25 protein-coding genes are annotated in these 24,654 nt (G+C 63.3%); 12 read left to right on the top strand and 13 right to left on the bottom strand.

Annotated elements, in window-relative coordinates:
- The first annotated feature begins 5 nt into the window (after positions 1-5).
- Positions 6-1,868 carry an alpha/beta hydrolase gene (locus HJA_RS17935; RefSeq protein WP_051597457.1) on the top strand — a complete coding sequence of 621 codons (1,863 nt, stop codon included), beginning with the start codon at positions 6-8 and terminating at the stop codon, positions 1,866-1,868.
- Here the strand turns inward: HJA_RS17935 and HJA_RS06815 are convergent.
- Complete coding sequence (locus HJA_RS06815; RefSeq protein ID WP_081814582.1) at positions 1,837-2,847, bottom strand: alpha/beta fold hydrolase; 1,011 nt, start codon at positions 2,845-2,847, stop codon at positions 1,837-1,839. The genes HJA_RS17935 and HJA_RS06815 overlap by 32 nt on opposite strands.
- Before the next feature lie 118 nt (positions 2,848-2,965).
- Here HJA_RS06815 and HJA_RS06810 point away from each other — a divergent pair, with 118 nt between their 5' ends.
- A complete protein-coding gene (locus HJA_RS06810; RefSeq protein WP_035580009.1) occupies positions 2,966-3,466 on the top strand; it encodes a hypothetical protein in 501 nt (166 codons plus the stop codon).
- A 3-nt stretch (positions 3,467-3,469) separates the two neighbouring features.
- Here HJA_RS06810 and HJA_RS06805 read toward each other — a convergent pair whose 3' ends face one another.
- Positions 3,470-4,372, bottom strand: coding sequence for a GNAT family N-acetyltransferase (locus tag HJA_RS06805; protein WP_081814581.1), 903 nt, complete (start codon positions 4,370-4,372; stop codon positions 3,470-3,472).
- A gap of 257 nt (positions 4,373-4,629) precedes the next feature.
- Between HJA_RS06805 and HJA_RS06800 the strand changes: the two genes are divergently transcribed.
- The 3 genes from HJA_RS06800 to zapE all read left to right on the top strand — a co-directional run bounded on the left by HJA_RS06800 (position 4,630) and on the right by zapE (position 6,924).
- Positions 4,630-5,073 carry a DNA-binding transcriptional response regulator gene (locus HJA_RS06800; RefSeq protein ID WP_035580006.1) on the top strand — a complete coding sequence of 148 codons (444 nt, stop codon included), beginning with the start codon at positions 4,630-4,632 and terminating at the stop codon, positions 5,071-5,073.
- Positions 5,074-5,173: 100 nt separating this feature from the next.
- Positions 5,174-5,788 carry a rhomboid family intramembrane serine protease gene (locus tag HJA_RS06795; protein ID WP_035580003.1) on the top strand — a complete coding sequence of 205 codons (615 nt, stop codon included), beginning with the start codon at positions 5,174-5,176 and terminating at the stop codon, positions 5,786-5,788.
- An 8-nt stretch (positions 5,789-5,796) separates the two neighbouring features.
- The gene (gene zapE / locus HJA_RS06790) at positions 5,797-6,924 is read left to right on the top strand and encodes a cell division protein ZapE (protein ID WP_035579999.1); all 1,128 of its coding nucleotides are present in this window, start codon (positions 5,797-5,799) and stop codon (positions 6,922-6,924) included.
- Here the strand turns inward: zapE and HJA_RS06785 are convergent.
- Positions 6,911-7,855, bottom strand: a complete 945-nt coding sequence (locus HJA_RS06785) for a LysR substrate-binding domain-containing protein (protein WP_035579996.1) — start codon at positions 7,853-7,855, stop codon at positions 6,911-6,913. The genes zapE and HJA_RS06785 overlap by 14 nt on opposite strands.
- A gap of 290 nt (positions 7,856-8,145) precedes the next feature.
- Here HJA_RS06785 and HJA_RS06780 point away from each other — a divergent pair, with 290 nt between their 5' ends.
- The 3 genes from HJA_RS06780 to rpoH all read left to right on the top strand — a co-directional run bounded on the left by HJA_RS06780 (position 8,146) and on the right by rpoH (position 11,683).
- Positions 8,146-8,817 (top strand): carbonic anhydrase, encoded by a 672-nt coding sequence (locus HJA_RS06780; protein WP_035579993.1) that lies wholly within the window; start codon positions 8,146-8,148, stop codon positions 8,815-8,817.
- Between the two features lie 29 nt (positions 8,818-8,846).
- Complete coding sequence (locus tag HJA_RS06775) at positions 8,847-10,517, top strand: SulP family inorganic anion transporter (protein WP_051597456.1); 1,671 nt, start codon at positions 8,847-8,849, stop codon at positions 10,515-10,517.
- A gap of 266 nt (positions 10,518-10,783) precedes the next feature.
- Complete coding sequence (rpoH, locus tag HJA_RS06770; protein WP_035579990.1) at positions 10,784-11,683, top strand: RNA polymerase sigma factor RpoH; 900 nt, start codon at positions 10,784-10,786, stop codon at positions 11,681-11,683.
- On the opposite strand, the gene HJA_RS06765 is transcribed toward rpoH, so the two are convergent.
- Positions 11,680-12,903: a hypothetical protein gene (locus tag HJA_RS06765; RefSeq protein WP_035579987.1), complete on the bottom strand. Its 1,224-nt coding sequence runs from the start codon at positions 12,901-12,903 to the stop codon at positions 11,680-11,682. The genes rpoH and HJA_RS06765 overlap by 4 nt on opposite strands.
- Before the next feature lie 158 nt (positions 12,904-13,061).
- Between HJA_RS06765 and HJA_RS17930 the strand changes: the two genes are divergently transcribed.
- Positions 13,062-13,394: an RcnB family protein gene (locus HJA_RS17930; RefSeq protein WP_051597455.1), complete on the top strand. Its 333-nt coding sequence runs from the start codon at positions 13,062-13,064 to the stop codon at positions 13,392-13,394.
- Positions 13,395-13,505: 111 nt separating this feature from the next.
- On the opposite strand, the gene HJA_RS06755 is transcribed toward HJA_RS17930, so the two are convergent.
- Positions 13,506-14,093 (bottom strand): hypothetical protein, encoded by a 588-nt coding sequence (locus HJA_RS06755; RefSeq protein WP_035579985.1) that lies wholly within the window; start codon positions 14,091-14,093, stop codon positions 13,506-13,508.
- Positions 14,094-14,208: 115 nt separating this feature from the next.
- Between HJA_RS06755 and HJA_RS06750 the strand changes: the two genes are divergently transcribed.
- Positions 14,209-15,036, top strand: coding sequence for a TrmH family RNA methyltransferase (locus HJA_RS06750; protein WP_241764310.1), 828 nt, complete (start codon positions 14,209-14,211; stop codon positions 15,034-15,036).
- 87 nt (positions 15,037-15,123) lie between these two features.
- On the opposite strand, the gene HJA_RS06745 is transcribed toward HJA_RS06750, so the two are convergent.
- Genes HJA_RS06745 through cysG form a run of 6 tightly spaced genes read right to left on the bottom strand, consistent with a single transcriptional unit; the run spans position 15,124 to position 20,345 of the window.
- A complete protein-coding gene (locus HJA_RS06745) occupies positions 15,124-15,867 on the bottom strand; it encodes a phosphoadenylyl-sulfate reductase (RefSeq protein WP_035579983.1) in 744 nt (247 codons plus the stop codon).
- A 4-nt stretch (positions 15,868-15,871) separates the two neighbouring features.
- Positions 15,872-16,366, bottom strand: a complete 495-nt coding sequence (locus HJA_RS06740; protein ID WP_035579980.1) for a DUF934 domain-containing protein — start codon at positions 16,364-16,366, stop codon at positions 15,872-15,874.
- The gene (locus HJA_RS06735; RefSeq protein ID WP_035579977.1) at positions 16,353-18,008 is read right to left on the bottom strand and encodes a nitrite/sulfite reductase; all 1,656 of its coding nucleotides are present in this window, start codon (positions 18,006-18,008) and stop codon (positions 16,353-16,355) included. Before HJA_RS06735 ends, HJA_RS06740 begins: the two co-directional genes overlap by 14 nt.
- The gene (locus HJA_RS06730) at positions 18,008-18,640 is read right to left on the bottom strand and encodes a glutathione S-transferase family protein (RefSeq protein WP_155839885.1); all 633 of its coding nucleotides are present in this window, start codon (positions 18,638-18,640) and stop codon (positions 18,008-18,010) included. The genes HJA_RS06735 and HJA_RS06730 overlap by 1 nt, the downstream gene beginning before the upstream one ends.
- Complete coding sequence (locus HJA_RS06725) at positions 18,640-18,945, bottom strand: DUF2849 domain-containing protein (protein WP_035579974.1); 306 nt, start codon at positions 18,943-18,945, stop codon at positions 18,640-18,642. The genes HJA_RS06730 and HJA_RS06725 overlap by 1 nt, the downstream gene beginning before the upstream one ends.
- Complete coding sequence (gene cysG, locus HJA_RS06720; protein ID WP_035579971.1) at positions 18,942-20,345, bottom strand: siroheme synthase CysG; 1,404 nt, start codon at positions 20,343-20,345, stop codon at positions 18,942-18,944. Before cysG ends, HJA_RS06725 begins: the two co-directional genes overlap by 4 nt.
- Positions 20,346-20,454: 109 nt before the next feature.
- Here cysG and gcvA point away from each other — a divergent pair, with 109 nt between their 5' ends.
- On the top strand, positions 20,455-21,387 hold the full coding sequence (gene gcvA, locus HJA_RS06715) for a transcriptional regulator GcvA (RefSeq protein ID WP_035579966.1): 933 nt from the start codon (positions 20,455-20,457) through the stop codon (positions 21,385-21,387).
- A gap of 1 nt (position 21,388) precedes the next feature.
- Here the strand turns inward: gcvA and HJA_RS06710 are convergent, their stop codons facing one another.
- Positions 21,389-23,539: a hypothetical protein gene (locus tag HJA_RS06710; RefSeq protein ID WP_035579961.1), complete on the bottom strand. Its 2,151-nt coding sequence runs from the start codon at positions 23,537-23,539 to the stop codon at positions 21,389-21,391.
- A gap of 393 nt (positions 23,540-23,932) precedes the next feature.
- Between HJA_RS06710 and HJA_RS06705 the strand changes: the two genes are divergently transcribed.
- Positions 23,933-24,313: an Hpt domain-containing protein gene (locus HJA_RS06705; protein WP_035579958.1), complete on the top strand. Its 381-nt coding sequence runs from the start codon at positions 23,933-23,935 to the stop codon at positions 24,311-24,313.
- Here the strand turns inward: HJA_RS06705 and HJA_RS06700 are convergent.
- Positions 24,274-24,618 (bottom strand): chorismate mutase, encoded by a 345-nt coding sequence (locus HJA_RS06700; protein WP_051597454.1) that lies wholly within the window; start codon positions 24,616-24,618, stop codon positions 24,274-24,276. The genes HJA_RS06705 and HJA_RS06700 overlap by 40 nt on opposite strands.
- Positions 24,619-24,654: the final 36 nt, after the last annotated feature.

Below are 24,654 nucleotides of genomic sequence, written 5' to 3'. Positions count from 1 at the left end.
GCCGCATGAACAGCATTCGCGTCACACTGATGGCCACGCTGCTGGCAATTCTTGCCGCCTGCGCCACTCCGCCTCCGCAAACGCCTGCCCCGGCTGCACCGCCGCGCGATCTGCTGGTCGAACTGGGCGATGCCGAAGCCGCCGGTGACCACGATGCCATGCTGTCGCTCGCCCACACGCTGCTCGCCGATCCGGCAACCGACGATGCCCTGACGCTGGACCTGGCGGACCTGCTCGCCCGCGAAGGCGATACCCAAGGCGCCCTCGCCGCTTATCAGGGTGTCGCCGACAAGGAAGCCGCAGCTCCCGAGCCGGATTGGGCCCGCCTCATCAACCTCGAAGGCCGCATGGCGGAGATTGCCGCCGCTGCTGGCGATACCAGCAGCGCAAGCATCCATACCGGCCGCGCCGTGGGACTCGTGACACAGCATCTCGGCATCGACCATCCGCGCCTTGCCCCCCTGCTCGCCTTCGCCAAGGCGAACGGGCTGGACATGCCGGCCATCGCCATGGCCGGCGGCTTCGCGACTCTGCAGGACATGGAACTGGCACTCGCCGACAGTGTCGAGCGCGGCCGCGATACCGGCGCGGCCATGCCATCAGGACGCCGCCTGTCGCCTCGCGTCTTTGGCGAGGAACCTGACTTCGATCTCGTCAAAGTCTTCTATGGCACGGACCGCGCGCCCGATCCCGGTGAACTCCTCATGGTCGACGGCAAGCCCGTGCTGGATGCCCGCACCTATTACGGCAGCGAGCGGGGCAAGCTGGAAACCGGAACGGTGATCGTCTCGGTTCCGCGCAACCGCTCGCTTGGAGAGATTCCGAAACCGAGCGTGCTGCGCTTCGACGTCCGCCCGGATCCGGCCCGGCACGTCATCGTCGGCGACATGAAGATCCATCCGGACATGGAAGCCTTTGTCCGCGAGATGAAGCTGGAGCTCGCCAAGTCCAAGCGCCGTGAGATCTTTGTCTTCATCCATGGCTACAACACCAAGTTCGATGCCGGTATCGAGCGCACGGCGCAGCTTTCCGTCGACCTCGAAGTCGATGGCGCGACGGCTTTCTATTCCTGGCCCTCGGCAGGTAGCCTGTTCGGCTACAAGGCAGACCGTTCGCAGATCACCGAAGAGGCCGTGAAGGACCTTGAAGACTTCCTGCTGATCCTGGCGGACCGGACCGGCGCCGAACGGATCAGCGTGGTCGCCCATTCGATGGGGAACGAATTCCTGACCCTCGCGCTGGAACAGATGTCGCGTGACCGGCCGGGTGAGAAACTGTTCAACGAAGTGATCTTCGCCTCCCCCGATGTGGATGCGGACGACTTCATAGAACGCGTCTCGGCCATCGACAGCCTCGCCGATGACTTCACCCTCTATGCCAGCTCAAAGGACCGGGCGCTTCAGGCGTCCCGGCGGTTCAATGGCACGGGCCGCCGCGCGGGCGACTCGGCCGAACCGGTCCTGTTGCCGGTCCTGAACACAATCGACACCTCCGCCGTTTCCGATGGCGGGCTTGGCCATTCAGACATATTCGGCGGTGCCTTCACTGACTTCCAGGCCATCCTCTGGCTCAGCATTGAACCGGACCAGCGCTGCCTGCTCGGACGGCGGGAGGAAGGCAATGCCGTGGCATGGGTGCTCGGCAGTCCACGGACAGAGTTCTGCGACCAGAAGGCCTTTTCCACAGCCATGACGACCATGCGCCGTGTGGGCGTGGAGGAATCTGCTTTCGTCCTGTCCGAACAGGCTGCAGAGGCGCAATCCATAGGCTCGCCCGACGCGCCGCTCTGGCAATCGGCCCTAAGGATCGTTCAGTGGCTGGGCGTGGCGGGCCGCTTCATGCCTGAGACGACGGCCGCACCTCAGTGACCGTCCGGTGCGGATCGGAATGGGTCCACTCCGCCAGCATCGTTCTCAGCGCCGCCACGAAGGCGATCGGCTGGTCCAGCATGACATGATGGTCTGCATGCGGAATGGAAATGAATGGCACCTGGTATCCGAGCAGTTTCCGCATGTATTCACGCACCTCGTCCGGCATCAGTGAACTGTTCTCGCCCCGGATAATGGCGACGCGGCAGCGCGCGGCCTGTAGTAATTCGCCGGGGTCCTTGCCCGGGTCGAAATGCTTCCAGATCATCGGATCGAACTTCCAGGTCCAGCCGCCTTCGTCCGCCTTCTTCAGGCTCCAGCGGGCGATATAGTCGACGGCATAGAGGTTCTCGCAGAGCTGCGGCGGGGCGAGGCGGAACCGGCTGAGGGCAGCGGCGAGATCTGGATAGACCCGGTTCGGACGGCCCTTGCGATCGGGTCCGCGATGCGGTCGCTCCGGCGGGTTCACCGGACTGTCGACAATGACCATGCCGTCGAACCGGTCGCCATATTTCGCGCCGGTCACCAGCGTGACGAAGCCGCCAAAAGAGTGCGCCACGATGATCGGCTTGGTCGGCCCGTCGAAGAGGCCCGCCGCTTCGGCCACGGCGACCTCTTCTTCCGCGAAGGTCGCCATATTGTAGCTTTCGCGGAAATCGCTGTCGCCCATACCCGCGAAGGTAATGGCGGCGACATTGTACTCCTCGACAAAGTATGGCGCGATGAAATCCCACCAATGAGCGTGGGCACCATTGCCATGCACAAGCAAGAGGCCCGGCGCCCCGCGCCTGCCCCAGCGCTGGTAGGTCACTTTCGCGCCCTGCACCTCCACCGAACCGGTCTCATAAGGCGTGGCGACCGCCTTGCGGAACCATTCCGGCGCTGGCGGCACGGCGCCTTTGAACTCTGCCAGCGGCCCGCCTTCCGAAGGGATCTCCGGCGGCTGGTCCCTGACAATGCCCTTATTCTCCCCGCTCATACGTCTCTTCCCTTTTTGCGAAGTCTGGGGTGCCGTCCGGCATCTGGCAAGCCCGGCCCTTGGGGCACATCCGGCACGGCTTTTGCGGACTTTGTCCCGAAAAGGGACACCCCGCCCCATGCTGAAACAGATCTGTATCGCCTCTGCACTCGCCCTTGCGGCCGGAACCGCCTCTGCCAGCCCGGAATTTGCCGAGCTCTGGGGCGCGAAAGCCACGGCGCTCGCCAGCGACTCGGCGCCCCTGCTGGACACGGCCCGGCAAGGCCGTTTGCCGGTGCTGGACGATGATTATGTGATCGAAGTGGAGCGGTTTGCGTTTAACGCCACCCGCCTCGGCGCCTGGACAAGGCAGGCCGGCGTGCCCTCCACCATCGGCTGCCGCTTCCTCAGCCTCGGCGAGGAAGCGGAAAACCAGCTCGAAGCCCTCGAAGGCGCCCGGTCTGCCCGCGCGTCGGCGGACGCGCTGGACGGATTGCTCAACCTGTTCGCAGATGCCCGGACGCTATCAGCCGCCGCGGCCTGGTCTGCCCGGCATGCAGGCGACCAGCCGGTCACGCTGAGCCAGCCCGCCCCCTGCCCGGAGCAACCGCTGCGCATCGACCGCGTCGCTGTGCGCTAAGCGTCAGGGCCGGAATTCGGCGCCTGGATCTTCCAGCAATTCATAGGCGACGTGCGCCTTCAGCTTTTCAGTCAGCTCGTTTGCGTCGCCCTGCAGCGTCTCGGGGTCGATCATCTGGCCGAACGTCATCCGCATTTTCGAGCCCTGCTTGTTCAACAGTTCGTGGAACAGGGTGATGTCGCGCAGCTCTCCGCTGATATTGCAGAGCAGGTAATAGAGCCGGGAATTCCACGCATCGAGGTTCAGCGGCAGGATTGGCGCCTTTTGCTTTTTCGCGAGGCCGATGACGGTGGAGAACCAGTCCTTCTCGATCAGCCGGTCGCCTTCCTTCCGCGCGAGGCGCCCGGACGGAAAGATGACAACGCACTTCTCTTCCGCGAAGGCCTCCCCTGCCCGTTTCAGGGTTTCTCGCGCCTTGGCGGGGGAACGTTTCTCCATCACCCACTCGACCGGGATGATGACATCCTCAAACTTCGGATTGACCCGGATCGCATCGGCATTCGCAAAAAAGATGATGTCTTCGCGCACGCGTTTCAGCAGGTCCCAGACGGCCACCCCGTCGGCGAGGCCGGTCGGATGGTTGGCGGCAATGATCAGCCGGCCCTCGCGCGGCAGACGCTCGATCCCCTCGACAGACAGATCGAAAGATAGCTGGCGGGACAGGCGGTCAAATGAGTCGCGCCCGTTCAGCTGGACGATCTCGTCCGCCATGCGCCGGGCCTTGTCATAACCAAGCATGGAATAAAGCACCGGGCGCACCAGCGGCCAGGCGGGGCTCGCCCGTAGTTTCGGGCAGCGCTCCTCGATCAGCACATCCACAATGTGCAGGTCATCCGGCGTTTCCACATCCAGGAACGCGGATTTCCGCGGAGCGAGCGGTTTCTGGGGGAGCGTTTCATCACTCATGTCGGGGCGTTTCTCCAGAAAACAGCATAAGCCAAGCCCGATACGTGCGGAAGCGCCGCGAACAGCCCCGGATTACAAGGTGATTCGGGCGAATTCCGACCTCTTTTGCGAGAAGGCCCGGCAATCGCAGTTCGTTGAGTTTTCAACACTTCTGAAAGGAACGCTTTACTAAGCCGTAAGCTGCGCGTGGCAAAGTGAACGCACATCGGGGGCAGGTTAAGGACCCGCCATACAGGAAAGGCTTCGGGGTAGATTTTATGAAAGTTCTCTGGGTTGAAGATCACGCGCCGGTGCGCGACATGCTGGCCATCGCTGCGGACAAGGCTGCCCGCTCGCGTGTTCAGGTAGACCTCGTCATGGCACCGACGCTGATGGCTGCGGAATCGCGCCTGCGTCTTGAACGTTTCGACCTTGTCGTGCTGGACCTCGGCTTGCCGGACTCCATGGATCCGGACATGACGATCGCCCGCATCGCCAATATGGGTAAATACCGGATCGCCGTCGTCTCCTCCATGGATACGCGCGACCAGGCGGTTGAAGCTGCTGTGCGCTGCGGCGCCAACATTCACCCGGAAGCCATTTTCAAGGCCGGCCTGCCGTTCAATCGCTTCATCCAGCGCCCCGACAGTTTCGAGGACTTCCTGATGGATCTGATGCCGGACGCTGCCGACGCCAAGGGTGTGACGGTCCGCGCGGCCTGATCCCACACGCTTGCCCTGCGGGGCCAGAGCTTGCTAAGCCGCTCGGAAGCTTTTCCGGGCGGTTTTCTTTCGCCTGATACAGACGGGAAACTGCCAGAATATGGAATATTTCTCCGCTGCGCCGGTTACATCCAGCCTGCTGCTCGCGAATATTATCGCCAGCATGATCGGCTTTGCCTCGCCTGACTTCGTGACCCAGAACGCGTTCTGGATCCGGCCGATCCGCGAACAGCGCCAATGGCACCGCGTCATCACCTCCGGCTTCCTGCATGTCGCGACATGGCACCTGTTCGCCAATATGATCACGCTCTATTATTTCGGCCCCTGGCTGGAACATGTGTTCGGGGCGACGGGCTTTCTGATCCTGTATTTCGGATCCCTCCTCGGTGGATCGATGTGGGATGTTGTCGACAAGCGCAACAAGCCGGACTACCGGGCCGTCGGCGCGTCCGGCGCGATTTCCGGCCTGATGTCCGCCGTCGGTATCATCTTCCCGTTCCTGACCATCGGCATTTTCGGCATCCTGCCGGTCTGGGCCGGGGCCTATGCGGTGATCTTCATCATCATCAGCTATGGCCTGTCGAAGCGGGAGGATGCCATCATCGGGCATGGCGCCCATCTTGGCGGCGCCCTTGCGGGTATCGTGATCACCCTGCTGCTGCGTCCGGAATCCTTCTCCGAGCTGATCCAGCAGATCTCAGAAAAATTCGGCTGATCCCGCCCATGGCCAATGTGCTCCGCCAGTACAGGGAACGTGTGGACGCGGGCCTCCTCACCAATGATCCGGTGCAGGCCGAAGCGGCCGAACGCCTGGACGACCTTGCCCGCCGCCTCGCCGATCCGCCAAAGGGCGGCTGGTTCTCGAAGCCGGAGCCTGTGCGCGGCCTCTATCTCTGGGGCGGGGTCGGCCGCGGCAAATCCATGCTGATGGATCTGTTCTTCGAGGATGCTGCCCCGAAGGCGAAACGCCGGGTGCACTTCCACGAATTCATGGCCGAGATCCAGGACCGGCTGGACACCTGGCGCAAGATGCCGGAAGGCGAGCGCAAGCGGTCTCCGTGGCGCGTAAAAGGCGCAGGCGACGACCCTATCCCGCCGGTCGCCAAGCAGGTGGCCGCCGAAGCGCAGCTGCTCTGTTTCGACGAATTCCAGGTGACGCAAATCGCCGATGCCATGATCCTCGCACGCCTGTTCGACCAGCTGTTCTCACGCGGTGTGACCATGGTGGCGACCTCCAACCGCGTGCCGGATGATCTTTACAAGGACGGCATCAACCGCCCCCTCTTTATGCCTTTCATCCAGCACCTGAAAGACCGCTGCGACATCTTTCATCTGGCCTCCGACCGTGACTACCGGCTGGACCGGCTGATCGCTGCGCCGGTCTGGTATTCCCCGCTGGGGCCGGAGGCAGATGCTGCCCTGGAAGAGGTCTGGACCCGGCTTACCTCGGGCGCGCACGCCCAGCATGTGACACTGACCGTGAAGGGCCGCAAACTGGAAGTCAGCCGCGAAGCGGCCGGTGTCGCCTGGTTCAGCTTCGACGAGCTTTGCGCCCGCCCACTCTATTCGCGCGACTATCTCACCATCGCGGCAAACTTCCACACAATCATCCTGCGCGGCATCCCGCAGCTCGGCTCTGAAAAGCGCAATGAAGCCGCCCGCTTTGTCGCACTGATCGATGCGCTTTACGAAGCGAAGATCAAGCTGGTCGCCAGCGCCGCCGCCGAGCCGGAAACACTTTACCCGGAGGGCGATGGTGCCTTCGAATTCGAGCGGACCGTCAGCCGACTGCATGAAATGCGCTCGACCGACTATCTCGCCGAAGAGCGCGTCGAGATCAGCGTCGACTGACCCGGCGCTTCGGCTCCTTGCCATCGCTGCTCAAAAGTTCTGCCGCAACGGCGCGCATGACCTTGCCCATCTCTGTCATCGGCTCGGACAGGGGCGAGCCCTCACGCCAGATGAGGCCGATCTTCCGGCGGGCCAGCTTGTGCCGGATCGGACGGACGACCTGGCTCGGGTCGCGCTTGGCCTCAACCACGGCATAGAGGTTCGGCAGGATGGCCACCCCCTCCCCCATGCTGGCCGTCTGGCGGACGGCATCCAGCGACGTGCCTTCATATTCGGTACTGACATGGGCACCTGCGGCATCCGCCAGCTGCTGGATGATCAGGCTCAGCCTGTGACCGGGACCGAGGCTCAACAGCTCCCGCCCGCGCAGGGCCTCCACATCGACCGGTCCCTTCTCGGCGGACAATTCGTCTTCCTGGGCGGCGCAGACGTACAGGGTCTCTTCGAACAATTCCATGAAGGCACTGCTGGCATGGTCCTCCGGTGTCGAGATGATCATGTCGAGCCGGCCATCGTTCAGGCGGTCGTTGAGGTCTGCAATGCGGGACTCGTGCACACTCATGCGCAGCTCGGGAAACAGGCGGTGCAGTTCGCGGACGGCGCCGGGCAGCAGATAGGGCCCGATGGTGGAGACCGTGCCCAACCGGTAGCGCCCGGCAACCTCCCCCGCGGGACGCAGCGTGAAGGCCTTCAGATCCTCCACCTGGATCAGGATCGCCCGCGCGCGGCGGACGACTTCCTCACCCAGCGGGGTCATGAAGGCACCGTGGCGGCCGCGTTCGACCAGGACGGCCCCCAGTTGGTGTTCGGCCTCGGCGATCTGGGCAGAGAGGCTCGGCTGGGAGACGTTGAGCAAACGGGCCGCCTCGTGAAACTTGCCGGTATCGGCCACCGCGACGAGGTATTGCAGCTGTCTAAGCGTTGGGCGCATTCGTCATTCCCTGTTCAGAATCAGGTCATTTTTGATAGTATTTTGCTATTGAAACAAGAGAGTTTTTATATTGGAACTATCTATTGCGCCACGCCAGATTACAGCCTTCAGACCCAAGGAGCCTGCTTTCTGTGCACGAACTGATGGCATTAAATCTTAGTGCGTGTCGTCACTACAGCGAAGTGACCCGGTCTGTTGTGGACCCGCCGTCCACATACTGAGCGCCCCCACCGCGCAACTTTCCTCCCTCCCTAATACAGTTTAGACCCCAGCATCGAAAGGAGTTTCGCATGCCGCGCTTTGCTGCAGGCGTTGTCCGCTTCCAGAACAATGTTTACCCTGAAAAACAGGGCCTTTTCGAAGAACTCAGCAAGGGACAGTCCCCTGAGGCGCTTTTCATTGCCTGTTCCGACTCCCGTGTCGAAACGGCGATGATCACCCAGACCGAGCCGGGTGAACTGTTCATCTGCCGTAACGCCGGCAACATCGTTCCACCGCATACGGAATCTACCGGCGGCATGACGGCATCGATCGAGTATGCTGTCGCTGTCCTCAAAGTTCCGCATATCGTGGTCTGCGGCCACACCGAATGCGGCGCCATGAAAGGCGCTATGAACCCGGAAGGCCTCGAAGGCCTGCCACATGTCGCCAAATGGCTTGGCTATTCCAAGGCCGCTGTGGACGTCGTCGACAGCATCGCTGAAGACGGCGCTTCCCCGGAAGAGCGCATGAAGATGCTGATCGAGCAGAACGTCCTGCTCCAGCTGCAGCACCTGCGCACCCATCCGAGCGTTGCCGCCGCCCTCGCAAAAGGCACGACCGAGCTGCATGGCTGGGTCTACGACATCCGCTCCGGCGAAGTCGAAGCCTGGGACGAGGCCGAAGGCAAATTCATCACCATCGACTCCCGTTACGCCGCCCAGATCCGCGAACTCGCGGGCGAACATACCTGCGCGGCATAAACGGGTCCTGACAGAACGGATCCAGACATATGTCTTCTTCCCAGACAGCTGCGCCCGGCGGGCGCAGCCCATTCTTTGACCTCTCGAACATGAGAGGCGACCTGTTCGGCGGCCTGACCGCCGGCATCGTCGCCCTGCCGCTCGCCCTCGCCTTCGGTGAAGCCTCAGGCGCCGGCCCGATTGCCGGCCTCTGGGGCGCGATCTTCGTTGGCTTCTTCGCGGCCCTTTTCGGCGGCACCGGCTCTCAGGTCTCCGGACCGACCGGCCCGATGGTCGTCGTCTTCGCCGGTCTTTATGCGGCACTTGGCGGCAACCCGACGCTGGTCTTCGCGGCCGTCGTGCTGGCCGGTATCCTGCAGATCGGCTTCGGTGTGCTGAAATTCGGCCAGTATGTGAAACTGGTGCCCTATCCGGTGATTTCCGGCTTCATGAGCGGCATCGGCGTCATCATCATCGCGCTTCAGCTCTCCCGCCTGTTCGGCCACGAGCCGGATGGCGGCGGCACGATCCCGGCCTTCACCGCCGTTCCGGGCGCCGTGATGGACCCGAACCTGATCGCTGTCGGTATTGCCGCGATGACCCTCGTCATCGTCTTCACCTGGCCGAAGAAGTTCGCCGCCTATGTCCCCGGCCCCCTCGCGGCGCTGGTGATCGGTACGCTGGTCAGCCTCTTCATTCCGGGCGCGCCTGTCCTTGGCGACATCCCGACCGGCCTGCCGGAGTTCGTCCTGCCGAGCTTCAGCACGGATACGGCCCTCGTGGTGCTTGAGGCCGCCTTCATCCTGGCAGTCCTCGGCTCCATCGACAGCCTGCTGACATCCCTCGTTGCCGACAACATGACCCGTACGCGTCACGACTCCGACAAGGAGCTGATCGGCCAGGGTATCGGTAACACGATCGCCGGCATGTTCGGCGCCATCCCGGGTGCCGGTGCAACCATGCGGACGGTGATCAACATCCGCTCCGGCGGCCGTACCAAGATCTCCGGCATGACGCACGCGATGGTGCTGCTGGCCATCGTGCTCAGCCTCGGCCCGCTGGCCTCGCAGATCCCGCACGCCGTTCTGGCCGGTATCCTTGTAAAAGTCGGCTTCGACACGATCGACATGTCCTACATCAAGCGTGCGCACAAAGGCCCGCGCTGGGACCTGGCGCTGATGGTGCTCGTCCTTGGCCTGACGGTCTTCGTTGACCTGATCACGGCTGTGGCTGTGGGTGTGATCCTCGCCGCGCTCGCCTTCATCAAGAAGCTGGCCGACGACCAGATCGCCTCCGTGCAGCACGATGCCCCGCCCCAGTCCAGCGAAGAGGAAGTGACCCTTCTCTCCCGCTGCGGCGGCCGCGTGATGCTGTTCGACTTCGGCGGCCCGCTCAGCTTCGGCGCAGCGGCTGACCTTGGCCACCATGTCCGCAGCAAGGCGGGCGACAAGGTCGAGATCATCGTGCTGGACTTTGCCCGCGTGCCCTTCATCGACGTCTCCGCCGTCCGTGCGGTCGAGACGATCATCGAAGACGCGCATGATGCCGGCAAGGATGTCTACTTCACCGGCATGAGCGAGGAGGTCGAAGCCGTCCTCCACCGCTTCGCCGTCGACCAGGTTCCGGGCAGCGAGGACAAACGTTTCGGCAAGCGCCGCGACGCCCTCACCGCCGCCCTCGACCGCCTCAACGAGAAGCCGGCCCCCGTACCGGCCGAATAACAGGATAGACCCCCGTTCCTGACCTTCACCCCGCGCCTCCTCTCTCCAGGCGCGGGGCTTTTTTTGCCCGAAATTCCCCAAAAATCCCCTTGGCCCCGCCCCTTCCCTAAGAAGGCCGCAATTCCTATCTATACCCGAGCGCGATGAAACTCATGCGCATTCCGGTACAAGACGCCGCCGCCAGACGGGGCTAAACAGGTCCGGACATTCCAAATTGGAACCATTGCCGGTTTCGCGGGATAGGTTCCGGAAGGAGGATTTTAGATATGGCAAACAAGATTTCTGCCAGCACGAGCATGACGCTCAGCCCGGAACAGGGCCTTAGCCGTTATCTCACCGAAATTCGCAAATTCCCGATGCTCGAGAAGAACGAAGAGTTCATGCTGGCCCGGCGCTGGCGCGAGCAGGAAGACACCGAAGCCGCCGAGAAGATGGTGACGAGCCACCTGCGTCTCGTGGCCAAGATCGCCATGGGCTATCGCGGCTATGGCCTGCCGATGGCCGAAGTGATCTCCGAGGGCAATGTCGGCCTGATGCAGGCCGTGAAGAAATTCGACCCGGACAAGGGCTTCCGCCTGGCCACCTATGCCATGTGGTGGATCCGCGCCGCGATCCAGGAATACATCCTGCGCTCGTGGAGCCTCGTTAAGCTCGGCACGACGGCCGCCCAGAAGAAGCTGTTCTTCAACCTGCGCCGCCTGAAGGGCGAGATGCAGGCGCTGGAGGAAGGCGACCTGAAGCCGGAACAGGCCAAGCTGATCGCCGAGAAGCTCAACGTCTCGGAAAGCGAAGTCTATTCGATGAACGGGCGCATGTCCGGCTCGGATGCCTCGCTGAACGTGCCGATGGGCACCGATGGCGACATGGAATGGCAGGACTGGCTGGCCGATGACGAGCCGGGCCAGGCCGAGGAATTCGCCAACCAGCAGGAATTCGATGCCCGGATGACCCTCCTCTCCGCGGCGATGGAAGACCTGAACGAGCGCGAACGCCACATCCTGACCGAGCGCCGCCTGACGGACGACCCGAAAACTCTGGAGGAGCTGTCGGAAGAATACAATGTCTCCCGCGAGCGCATCCGCCAGATCGAGGTCCGCGCTTTCGAGAAACTGCAAAAGGCCATGAAACGCATGGCCAAGGAACAAGGCCTGCCGGCGGGAGCTTAATCCCCGCCGGCGGTCTCCACCACGCTTTTCACCGCTTCTTCCACATCCTCATCCTCCAGAATGTCCGTCGGGTCGATGCCCAGCACGACGGAGAGGATGAGTGCGCCCACGGCCACCGCAAACACGATAATCGCGACCAGCCCGCCGCCGATGCCCAGCGTGCGGGCGAGATAGTTCGTGATTTCCTCATAGCGGAACACCCCCACCGCCGCGACGACGAAACCGCCGATCTTGGCGGCATATTCGATCTGGCTGGGATAGGAGCGCAGATGGAAGAAGACGAGCAGCAGCGTCCACACCCCAAAACCCAGCGCCACGAGCGGCGCGACCACCGTATAGGCGCTGGCCGAGCCTGCCCCGGTCAGCAGCGCCATGGTCTGCAGATAGGCGGCGTTCAGCAGCGGCCAGATCAGCATTACCGACCCGCCGAGGGCGAGACCAAAGGAAATGCCCGACGGCGTCGCCCCGTGCAGCCGCTCCAGCCCCTTGCGGTACTGGACCAGCAGAATGCCGATGCCGAGCAGGAGCAGCAGGAAGAACACTTTCACCGGCATCACCCAGGCATGCACGGCAGCCGTCTTTGACGGGGTCTTCGCCGCCAGCATGTTGAGACGCTGGCGGAAGTCCGCCTTGGCCGTGCAGCAGTCGCGTATCGACATGCGCTCGCCTGCCGGAAAGCACAGCAGCGCCGCATCGGCCGCCACGGAATAGCGCAGCCATTCCTGGTCGCACTGGGCCTGGTATTCGCCAAGGCCGCGATCGACGCCCGACAGGATACGCATCCGCGCCAGCACTTCCTTCACCGGCGCCAGCGGCGGCGCGCCATCTGTTCCGGGTACGCCCTGATCTGCAGCAAGGGCTCTCGGCGAAATCTCGAAGACCGACCGGGCCCCTGAGGACTCAAACGCATCGGAGATCAGCCAGGCGCCGATCAAGGCCACAAGCAGGCTGCCACCCAGCACGATCCGCCCATATTTCAGCTGGCCGCGCCACATGGCATCGACCAGCAGCACGGCCGGCTGCCAGAAGGCGACAAGCGCCAGCAGGCCCGCGACCGGGAAAAAGATGAAATTCTGCGAGTCGAGAGAGGCCAGCCGCAGCGCCAGACCCGACGGCCCGAACTCCGCCAGCAAAGCGCCCGTCTCCGTGAGAAAGGCGAGGTAGAGCAAAGTGAACAGGAGGGTGACCGCAATACGGCTCGCCAGATGCGTTTTCGTCATGCGCGGCGCTCCCCTTCCGCTTTCCCCTATGCCTTATTCCTACCGCAATACTCTATGTAAACAACATATTGCGTTGCCCCGCCGCTTTCCTGCCGATTTCCGGGAACCGGCCGGCGCCACCAGCCGTTAATGCGACAAGACCTGAAAGGAGGTTTGACATGAAGCTCAGACTTGCAACCACAGCCCTCGCCGCTGCGTTAGGCGCAGGCCTGATGGCCCATGCCGACCCGCCGCACGCCCGCCCGGGTGACCTGCCGCCGGGCCTTGCCAAACAGGGCAAGATCCCGCCGGGCCACGCCAAGAAAATGTGGAAAAAAGGCGAATACCTGCCGGTAGACTACCGCACCGGCCACTATTTCGAGGACTGGCGCCGCTATGACCTGGAACCGGCCCCTCCGGGCTATCGCTGGGTCGTGGTCGATCAGGATGCCTACCTGATGGAGGTCACCACCGGCCTCGTCGCCAACGCCATCATTGATCTGCTCGACTGATCGTAAACCCCAAGCGATTGATCGCAGCAGACGGAACGGGCATGGGGTCTTCCCATGCCCGTTCTTTTTGGCCCGTTCTTATGGGCTGTTCTTATGGGCTGTGCCTTTTTCTCAGTCTGCGGAAGGCTCTGCCTCAACAGGCTCGACCTCAGCCTCACCAGCAGCTTCCAGCGCATCCAGCTTTTCGGCCTTATCCATCAGGACGGAATTGTCGTGGAAATTGACGTAGAACCCGCCGAGCTTCCACACCTCGTCTTCCCTTACCCAGGTTACCGTCACCGTGCCGGGCGAATGCTCCGCCTGTATCTGGAGCACGCAGATCGCAAAAGTGCCGGACTTGGCCGCGTCCGTATTGGCTGACGTTTTCATATTGCAGTTTGGAACCGAATACTCTGACACAGGCCCAAACTGCGCGAAGAAGCGATTGATGTTGTCCACCTTCTCCTGCGTGAGATCCATCCGGCGCGAATAGATGGGATCGTCTGCCGCTGGCATGCCATCTGTCAGGAAAGCCTTGCTCACTTCGACACTGGCTTCGCTGCGCTCGCCAATGGCGCCGAACAGTTTGACGCCATTGAAAATGCACGTGCCAAGCCCGATGAAAGCCAGCGCAATCAGGCCAAAGACCCAGAGGGGGATCCCCTTCTTCGGTTTCTCTGCGATGGCATAAGATGGCTGTTGTTGCGGCGCGTCTGTCATGTTTCCCCCTTGAACGGATCCAGACTGGTCAGGATTCCTACCAGAAGCAGGTTGCGGAATTTTATCAAGGGTTGCCGGACGTCAGGCATCGTTGATTGCAGCCCCGGAACGGGGCATGGGATCGCTCATGCACCTGATCCCCGTCACAGACCCTGCCGATCCGCGCCTCGCCGCCTATACGTCCATCCGTGAGAAGGACCTGACCTCCGGCCATGGCGGGCGCTTTATCGTCGAGGGCAAGGTGACGCTGGAGACGCTGCTGACGCGCTCCCGCTTCGCTGTAGAGAGCCTGTTCCTGGCCGAGTCCCGGCTGGCGCCTCTGGCAGACCTGCTGGCAAAAGTACCTGCCGATGTACCGGTCTACACCGCCCCGCAGGACATCATGGACCAGGTGGCCGGCTTCCCCATGCACCGGGGCGTTCTGGCCTGCGGCCTGAAGGGCGATATTCCCCTTCCAGGCGAATTTATTTCGGAGGATAAGCCCCGTTCAGGCCCGCTCCTCCTGCTCTCCGACATTTCCAACCACGACAATACCGGCGCCTGTTTCCGTAATGCCGCGGCCTTTGGTGCGGGCGGCTTGCTGCTGGATGAGCGCTGCTGCGATCCGCTCTACCGGAAAGCCATACGCGTCTCGTCCGGGGCGAGCCTCTTCCTGCCCTATGCCCACGGCGGGACGGGCTTGGACATGGTAAATGCTGTCTTAAACGCGGGCTATACCGTGTGGGCGATGACGCCCCGGGCGGAGGCCCAGCCGATGCAATCCCTGCCCGTGCCTGACAAGCTCGCCATCCTGCTCGGCGCCGAGGGGCCGGGCCTGCCCGATGCGCTGATCGCGGCGGCGGAGCCTGTGCGCATCCCCATGTCTGCAGGCTTCGACAGCATCAATGTCGCCACCGCCGGCGCGATCGCGCTGGCACACGTATTTGGGGAAAAACAAGGCTAAGGCCCATCAAGAAAACGCCCTCCCCGATTGTGCCGGGAAGGGCGAATGGGGGACCCCCTGGTGTGAAAGAGCCGCCCCGAGAGAGCCTCAGAATACGCGCGGACGTTCCGCCTTGTCGAGATGGAGACCGCACTCGGTCTTGTTCTGGCCCGCCCAGCGGCCGGAACGCGGGTCCATCGGGTCCGATGCCGGGCGCGTGCACGGCCAGCAGCCAATGGACGGATAGCCCTGGTCGACCAGCGGATGGCGCGGCAGGTTGCGCTGCTTCATGAACAGGTCGACGTCGTCGGCCGTCCAGCCAGCCATCGGGTTCACCTTGTAGCGGCCGTTCGCGAATTCGAAGACCGGCAGTTTCATCCGCTCGCCGCCATGGAAGCGCTTGCGGCCGGTGATCCAGGCATTGAAGCCTTCCAGCGCCGGCTCCAGCGGACGCACCTTGCGCAGGGCGCAGCAGGCATCGGAGTCCGACTTCCAGAGCTTGTTGTCCGGATCGAGGATCTTGCGCTCGGTCTCGCTCGGCGGGATGGACCGCACACCGGTCAGGCCAAGGCGCTCGATCACCTCGTCGCGATAGTCCAGCGTCTGCGGGAAGTGCATGCCCGTATCCAGGAAGATGACCGGCAGGCTCGGGTCCACTTCGGCGATCAGCGACAGCATGGCGATGCTCTCTGCCCCGAAGCTCGACACATAGGTCAGCTGCTCCGGCCATTCGCGCACCATGGCGACGCGCAGAATGGTCTGGGCCGACGCCTCGCGCAGCTCGCCATTCAGGCGGGCCAGGCGGGTCTGGGTGTCCTCTTTCTGGCGGAGAGAAATATCGCCATAGGGCATGGGCTCAGCTTCCGTGTCTTGCGTGGAACACCGAAACCCGGCCATCGGCGGCGGGCTGGTAGGTGTCCCGGAATTCGTTCAGGGCTTCCAGAACACTAGGTAGGTCAGCGCGGGCCGTCTCGTAAGCGTCGAAGCCTGAACGGTTCATGTAGAAAATCTGATCGCGCAGCACGTGTCCCACCGCACGCAGCTCGCCCTGATACCCATGACGGCGGCGCAGGAGCTGGGCCTGGGAGTAGCCCCGGCCATCGGTATATTTGGGGAACGAGACCTCAACCAATTGAATCCATTCAAGAAATGGCTCCAGAAGCGTCGGATCATCCTCCGGAACGAGGCGTACACCCACCGGCGCATTGCGCCCGGCCAAGCTTTCCGCCTGTTCCAGGAACCGGGCCAGTGGCAGGGTCACAGCCTGGTCAGGCTTTAGCTCAGCTTCACTATCCTGATCGAGAAACAGCCAGATATTCTCAATCTCTGCACCATCCTTAAGCAGCGGCATAGAGGGCCTCCTTGAACGGTTCTGCGCCGGCGCGCTCCAGCGTGTCGATGAACAGCTCATCGGGCGAGGTGCGCAGCGCCATATAGGTGTCGACGATCCGCTTCACGGCGCCCGGCACGTCCTCCCCCTTCAGGGCAGGCCCGGCGATGGCGCCGATGGCGGCTTTTTCGTCCGCCCGGCCGCCGAGGCTGATCTGGTAGAACTCCTCGCCTTTCCGGTCGACGCCGAGAATGCCGATATGGCCGACATGGTGATGGCCGCAAGCATTGATGCAGCCGGAAATGTTGATGTGCAGCCGCCCGATCTCGCGCTGGTATTTCGGATCCGCGAAGACTTCCTGCACCGCCTGCCCGATCGGGATGGAACGCGCATTGGCGAGGTTGCAGTAGTCGAGGCCCGGGCAGACGATCAGGTCGGTGATCAGGCTTTCGTTCGGCGTGGCGAGCCCCGCCGCATCCAGCGCCTGCCAGATCGCATAGAGGTGCTTCACCGGCACATGCGGCAGGACGAGGTTCTGCGCGTGAGAGACGCGAATATCGTCATAGGCGTAGCGCTCGGCGAGGTCTGCAACCAGCGCCATCTGCCGGTCGGTCGCATCGCCCGCTGCCCCGCCGATCGGCTTCAGGCTGACCGTGACGGAGGCATGGCCCGCCTGCTTGTGCGGATGGAGGTTCACCTCCGCCCACTGGGCAAAGTCCGGCTCGGCCGCCTTGGCGGCCTCGAACGCTTCCGTGCCGTCTTCGGCATCATAGGCCGGCGGCGCAAAATAGGCATGAATGCGGTCGATCTCGGCCTGCGGCAGGTCGATCTTTTCATGGCGACGCTGGGCCGCATATTCGGCTTCCACCTGGCGCGTGAACTCTTCCGGACCAAGCTCCTGCACGAGAATCTTGATCCGCGCCTTGTACTTGTTGTCCCGGCGGCCATAGCGGTTGTAGACGCGCATGATGGCCTCGACATAATCGAGAAGCTCCGCCTCCGGAACAAAGTCGTTGACCAGCGCGGCCAGCAGCGGCGTCCGCCCCTGCCCTCCGCCGGCATAGACTTCAAAGCCGACATCCTCGCCGCGCTTCACGATACGCAGGCCAATGTCATGCACGGCAATTGCGGCCCGGTCATGGGCTGCTGCCGTCACCGCGAATTTGAATTTTCGCGGGAGGAAAGCGAATTCCGGATGGAACGTGCTCCACTGGCGGATGATCTCGCACCAGGGGCGCGGGTCCATCACCTCGTCAGCAGCGGCGCCCGCAAAATGGTCGCTGGTCACGTTGCGGATACAGTTGCCGGAGGTCTGGATGGCGTGCATCTCCACCTCAGCGAGGTCGTTCAGCGCATCCGGAATGTCCTTCAGCGCCACCCAGTTATACTGGATGTTCTGGCGCGTCGTGAAATGGCCATAGCCGCGGTCATATTTGGTGGAAACTTCCGCCAGGCGGCGAAGTTTCGCCCCGTTCAACTGGCCATAGGGAATGGCCACGCGCAGCATGTAGGCGTGTAGCTGAAGGTACACGCCGTTCTGCAGGCGCAGCGGCTTGAACTCGTCCTCCAGCAATTCGCCGGAGAGACGCCGGGTCACCTGCCCGCGGAACTGTTCCACCCGGTCTTTCACGATCCGGGCATCGAATTCGTCATACCGATACATTACGCTGCAACCTCTCTTGCGTGCGGGATGCCGAGCGCCGCTTCGGTGCGGCTGACCCAGCGCTCGACCGCAGGGAATTCTGTCAGATCAAATCCGCCTTCATGCGCCAGGCGCGTGTAGGCGACGAGGGCGATGTCAGCGAGTGTCATCTGATCACCAACAATCCAGTCGGTGAAGGTCAGCTGCATCTCCATCACGCCGAGGGCCCGGCGGCCCTTGGCCATCAGGTTCGGGTCGATCTCATCTTCGGATTTCTTCAGATAGTGTTTGTGGAACCGGCGCACCGCGATGGCCGTTTCGTGCGAATACTGTTCCCAGAACAGCCAGCTCATCATCTGCGCCCGGCGGAAGCTGTCCTCTGGGATCAGGTCGCTTCCCGCCTCTTCGGCAAGGTAGAGCATGATGGCATTCGACTGGGCGAGCGTGCGCCCGTCCGGCCAGCGGGCGACAGGCACCTGTCCGACCGGGTTCACGGCCAGGAAGTCTTCCGTCTGTGTACCACCTTTCAGGATGTCGACCTCAACCCAGTCGAAGGGAATGCCGAGCAGGTCAGCGGTCCATTTCGGCTTCTGGCAGTTGCCGGAAATCGAGTCGCCATAAAGCGTCAGGCGGGTGATCTCACGGGTTGGCATCAGGCGCCCTCTCCATAGGCCACGGTGGGGCCAGTCGCGCGAATGGTTTCACGGATCGTCTCGCGCCCGGTGATGCCGCCGGTTTCCGTGACTTCCATGAAATACGGATCCGTCACCTTGCCTTCCTGTTTGAAGGCTTCGGCGAGGCGTGCTTCGGCAATCTCACCGGTGAAGGCGGCGGCCTTCGCAACATCGTCAGACCATGTGCCGACTTCCGTCATCCAGACGCATTTGCCGGTAGCGGTTTCCCAGGCCGTCACGGCCTTTGGCGTTTCGGGCTTCAGTTTCGGGCGGACGGACGTCATGCGGAGACAACCTTTTGAGTAGGAATGGAGGCTTCAATGGAAACACTTGCGGCAACAGGCCCTGCACGGAGGCCAGCCACTTCGCCGATGATCAGCAGCGCCGGGCCCTTGATGCCATGCGCCTCGATCAGCTGGGGCAGTTCTTCCAGCATGCCATAGGCGCGGACTTCATTTTCCCGTGTGCCATTCTCGATCACGGCGACCGGCGTTTGCGGCGCGCGGCCGGCTTCGATCAGTTTCTCGGCAATCGCGGCCGATGTGCCGACGCCCATATAGACGCTGACGGTCTGCCCGCGCTTGGCGAGCGAGGCCCAGTCGAGATCCGGCACGCCGCCGGCTTTCGCATGGCCCGTCACGAAGGTGACGGCCTGCGCATGGTCGCGGTGGGTCAGCGGGATGCCGGCGCTTGCCGCACATCCGAGAGCGGAGGAAATCCCCGGCACGACAAAAGCGGAAATGCCTGCGGCCTCGACCGCGTCCAGCTCTTCCCCGCCCCGGCCGAAGATGAACGGGTCCCCGCCCTTCAGGCGCACGACGCGCTTGCCTTCGCGGGCGGACGCGATCAGCAGTTCATGGATCTGGTCTTGCGGGACGGAATGGTTGCCCTTCGCCTTGCCCACGGAAATGCGGTCTGCATCGCGGCGGATGAGGGAGAGAATCCCATCCGAGACGAGCCGGTCGTAGTAAACCACGTCCGCTTCCTGGATCAGGCGAAGGGCTTTGAGTGTGAGGAGTTCCGGGTCGCCCGGGCCGGCACCGACAATGTGCACGACGCCCTCTTCCGACGGTGCGGCGAGTTCCGCGCGCATCGCGGCTTCGGCGCCGGTCAGGTCTCCGGCATAGGCGAGCTCTGCCGCGCGGCCCGTGAGCGTGCGCTCCCAGAATTTGCGGCGGGCGGAAAAGTCCGGCAGCGCCGCCTTCACCGTCTCGCGCAGGCGCCCGGCGAGCGCGGCAAGGTCTCCGACGCGCGCGGGCAGCAGCGCCTCAAGCTTGGTGCGGATGGATTTCGCAAGCACCGGCGCCGTCCCGTTGGAACCGATCGCAGCGACCAAGTCGCCCCGGTCCAGGATGGACGGCACAGTGAAATCGCAAAGCTCCGGCCGGTCGACCACGTTCAGCGGCACACGGGCGGAGCGGATGGCGGCGATGGCGTCCGGATTGTCCTCGGCGACGATGGCGAGACGGGCGGTTTCGAGCGCGGCGGGCAGGTCATCCATGGTCATGGAGATCGCCTTCGAAGCGGCCTCATGCTCATGCGCTGGTCCGGTATGATCCGATATGATCACGGGCAAGGCCCCTGCAGACACGAACAGACGCAGCTTGCGCAGGGCTTCCTCGCCGCTGCCGACGATGACGACCCGCTGGCCGGACAAATTAAAAAACGCTGGAAACTGGCGCATGGGCACAGAGCCCCTATTTAGCAAAGCTGATCAACACGCTGCCAAAATGGCTCTTGACGGGAGAGACACAACTGGCAACCCCTACAGCGATGCTTTAGAGAAACTATTTATGGCCGAACCGACTGACCGTTTGCCCCCGCTGAACGCCCTGCGCGCCTTCGAAGCAGCCGCCCGGCGCCTGTCATTCACACAGGCAGCAGATGAACTAAATGTGACCCCGGGCGCGATCTCACAGCAGATCCGCCAGCTGGAAGACTATGCCGGAACGCCCCTTTTCAAGCGGACCGGACGTTCAGTTTTGCTCACAGATGCCGCGCAAGCCAGCCTGCCGCTGGTGCGTGAAGCGTTTGAGAGAATTTCTGAAGCTGGCCGCATCATGCAATCGCCCGCCCGCAAAGGCCGTGTCATGGTCTCATGTGCGCCCAGCTTCGCCGCCAAATGGCTCGCCCCCCGCCTCGACAAATTCCACCAGCTCCACAGCGGCACCGAGGCCTGGATCAGCGCCGACACAGGCCTGACGGACTTCACGACCGCCGACGCAGACTTCGCCATCCGCTATGGCCGGGGCAGCTATGACGGGCTGAAATCGGAAAAATTGCTTGATGAAACAGTGCTTCCGGTCTGCTCGCCTGCCATGCTGGAAGGCCCGGACGCCATCCGCCGGCCGGAAGACCTGAAGAACCACACGCTGCTCCACGACGAGAGCACCGAAGTCGACCCTTCCTGCCCGGACTGGGCCAGCTGGCTGCGCGCCCGCAAGGTAGAGGGCGTCGATGCCAGCCGCGGCCCACGTTTCAACCAGGCCATTCTTGTCATCGAAGCGGCTGCTGCAGGCCGCGGCGTGGCGCTCGCCAAACAGGCCATCGCCGCCTCCGACCTCGCCTCAGGCCGCCTCGTCGCACCGTTTGCAGACGGGTCAACCAGTATCGATTTCGGCTACTGGCTGGTCTGGCCGAAAGGCCGTCACCTCAGCCCGGACGTGCGCGAATTCATCAAATGGATCAAGGCAGAAGCCGCCGAGACGGAAGTCGTCGGCGTCTGATCTAGAGCGCTGCGTCGAGCAGGAGGTAAGCCGCAAGACGCGGGCTCGCATTGCGGCTGGTCCGCTGCGTCTGCTCCAGCGCGTTCAGCGCATCGTCCTGCTCCATCTCGATGAAGCTTTCCGCCAGCGTGCGAAGATCGTCGTCATTGCGCAGGCGCTGGGTCACGCGCTCCACCTGACGGCTCGCCTGCTCGAGGATCGCCGCCTTGCGCTGCTGTTCGCCCTTCCGGGCGGCTTCGGCGATCTTGCGCTTCATCTTCGGCTTGAAGGTTTCCGGCAGCTGAATGCCGGAGGACTGCAGGCGCGCGATCAGCCGGTCGGCCACTTCCTCACGGTCGCGCGGCAGCGGATCGTCCCGGCTCATATCGGAAATGATGTCCCGCCAGCCCATTTCGCCTCCCTGCTCCGCCTTTGAGGCAGGCGGCGTGACGACCGATGGTGGCGGCTCACTGGCCGGTGCTGACGCGGTTTCCATGCCCGCACCAGCCTCGGCCTGCGGGAAGTCCGTGGCGCGCCGCAGGGGATGCGGCGGCAAGGCCGGCTCGTCTTTCACATCGTCGAAACGGCGCCGCAGCGTGACAGGACCCAGGTCTTTCGGATCGACCGATTTGCCGAGTTCCAGCGGCGAGCCGCCGGATTCCGGTTCAGTCTTGTTCTCGGGCGCGGCCTCAGACCCAATGTCTGGCCCAATCTCTGGCCGCATTTCAGGCGTCTTCTCTTCTTTGCCGTAGCGGTCTGCCGAGGCGAGAATGTCAGCTGCCGCATCGAACAGGTCCTCGTCCGGGTCTGTTGCCCGGCGTGGCGGCATGGGGCGTTTCGGGGCGTCATCCTTCAGGGAGTGCCCATTGGTCAGCGAATGACCATTTGTGTGGCCTTTACCATTCACATGCCCGGAACGCGGCGGCGCAGCCGGTTCGGCGGCGCGCGGCGGCGGGGTGACGGTGGGCGCCGGGGCCGGCTTTTCCTGAACAGGGTCGGCCGCAGCCGCCGGCTGGATCACGGGAGGCGGATCGCCTGCGGGCGGTTTCGGCTTCTGGCCTTCAATCATGGCCGCGCGCTCGATCCTGGCGACTTCGGCCCGGGCGGCAAATTCGGTGCTGCGCAGCGAGGCTGCGGTTTCCTGCCCTGCCTGACGCAGCCGGGCGAGCGCCTGAGCCGCCTCCTCGGCGGCCGCGCGGGTGGACTGGTTGATCTCGTGATTGGCCTGCCGGGCACCTTCGATAGCGGACGAGACGGCATCTTTCAGCGCATCGCCCGTCGTCATGGCGGCGGCCGCAGCGATCTCCCCTGCCCGCACGGCCGTGTCGACGGTACGGCGGGACTGATCCAGCTTTTCCTCGATCCGGCTGATGGCGAAGGTCAGCGTTTCTGTACGCGCCCCGGCTTCGCGGGCGAGATTGTCGAGGTCGGCCAGACGGGCCGCAAGCGCCTCGCTGGCGGAGCGCATGGCTTCAAGCTGATTGTCCAGCGTCTCGTCGGCTTGGCCGATTTCCGCCGTCGCCGCGCGGGCCGCCGCCACCATGGCCTCGGCCTGGCGCGGGATCGCATCGTTCATTTCATGGAGCTGGCTGCGCAAATCCCGGGCGAGGCCTTCCAGTGCCTGGCGTTCGGAAGACAGGCGCTCGGTCAGGTCGCGCGCATTGTCGGCGCTGGCATAGGCAACGGATTCGAGGCGCATGCGCTCATCGCCGATCTCGCCGGACATGGCCTTCATCGCTGTCAGGGCATGCGCCATGGCATGGTCGATCTCGGCAGCGGCCTGTTTCATCTGTTCGGCAAAGGTGATGCCCTCTGTGCCGGCCTCGCGTGCAGGCGCCATCAGGCGGGTCGCCGCCGACATGACGAGCGCATTGGCCGCGCTCGCCCGGCGGTTGGTGCGCCCCATATAGCCGGCCATGACCAGAAGCAGCGCCGGCACGGCGATGCCCATCGCGCCACCTGCCAGAATGAAGGGATTGAGCGCCATCAGCGCCGGGACGCCGTAGTAGCCGAGGATCACACCGGCGGCCGCACCGATCCACATGGACGCGGCGACGAATCCGCCCACGACCATCCAGCTGCCACCTGACTGTGCCAGCTCGAAATATTCCGAGGCCTCTTGCCTGGCCAGCAAATCCCGGCCAGAGGGCCGAGCTTCGGGATTTTCGCTCATACCACCCTTATACCGCGTCATAGCGTCCGGCGCGAGACCGGAATGCTTAACAGCAGCGGGCCTGGCGACAGAACTTATTTAAGAGAATGGCCGAGAATCAAGGCGCTTTGAGGGCCGGGCTCGGATCTGTCTGAATTGTCATCCGGGGCGAACTCGATTCCGAGCCAGGCCAGGACACCGGCGATGACAAGATTTCGGATCAGGATGATGATAGCCACAACGGCCCCCATGACGTCAGATTTTCGGATAGCGGGGGCAGCATCGCCCCTCTTGCGCGCTCTATAACGCGAAAACGTTTCACCGACAAACGATAAATCGCGGTATTTCGGTCCCGTTAACCTGGCTACAAAGCGGCGTGTGTAAGAGTCTCTGCAATTGCCGGAGATTCCAAAAATGTCTTCCACGCTTGCCCTGCTCGACCGCGACCATCTCAAATCCATGACCGGTGGCGACACCAGCCTCGCCCTTGAAGTCATCGACATTTTCCGGGAGCAGACCGGGCTCTGGATGCGCCTGATGGACCCGAAAGCCGAGCCAAAACAATGGGCGGATGCGGCCCACACGCTGAAAGGCGCCTGCCTGTCGCTGGGGGCCCTGCGCCTTGCCAGCTATTGCGAGCTTGCCGAAAAGGCCGGGCGTTCAGAAACGCCGCCGAGCGTCACGGCGGCTGCCGTCCTGCTGGGAGACGTGCGCGATTGCCTGAGTGCCACGATGGAAGAAGTGGCGAAAGCCGCTCACGAACTGGCGGGCAAGGGCGCGCTCAGAGCGTCGTAGCTCTCGAATTCATAGGCGATGCAGCGGTCGATCAGCGTCCGCCAGACAGGCTCTGCGATGGCTGGCGACAGGCCGGCTGCTTCACAGGCCGCTTTCACCTTCGCCACCACATCCTCAATCCGGGCGCGGTCATGCACGATGTTGCGGTCGCCCTTGATCCGGGCCGCTGCGTCCATGAAGGACTGGCGTTCGGCCAGGATCTCCACCAGGAGCCGGTCGATCCGGTCAACTTCGTAGCGGACATCGGTCATCGTCTCTGCAGTCTCGGCGGTGTGCCGGCGCGGGTCGGAAGTATAGGTCGTCATACGGCCTCTCAGAACTGATCGTCCTGCCCTATATGG

The organism is Hyphomonas jannaschiana VP2 (genome assembly GCF_000685215.1).
Classification (GTDB): Bacteria; Pseudomonadota; Alphaproteobacteria; order Caulobacterales; family Hyphomonadaceae; genus Hyphomonas; species Hyphomonas jannaschiana.
Note: the sequence above shows the minus strand (reverse complement) of the source record. Positions and strands in the feature narration are given on the sequence as shown.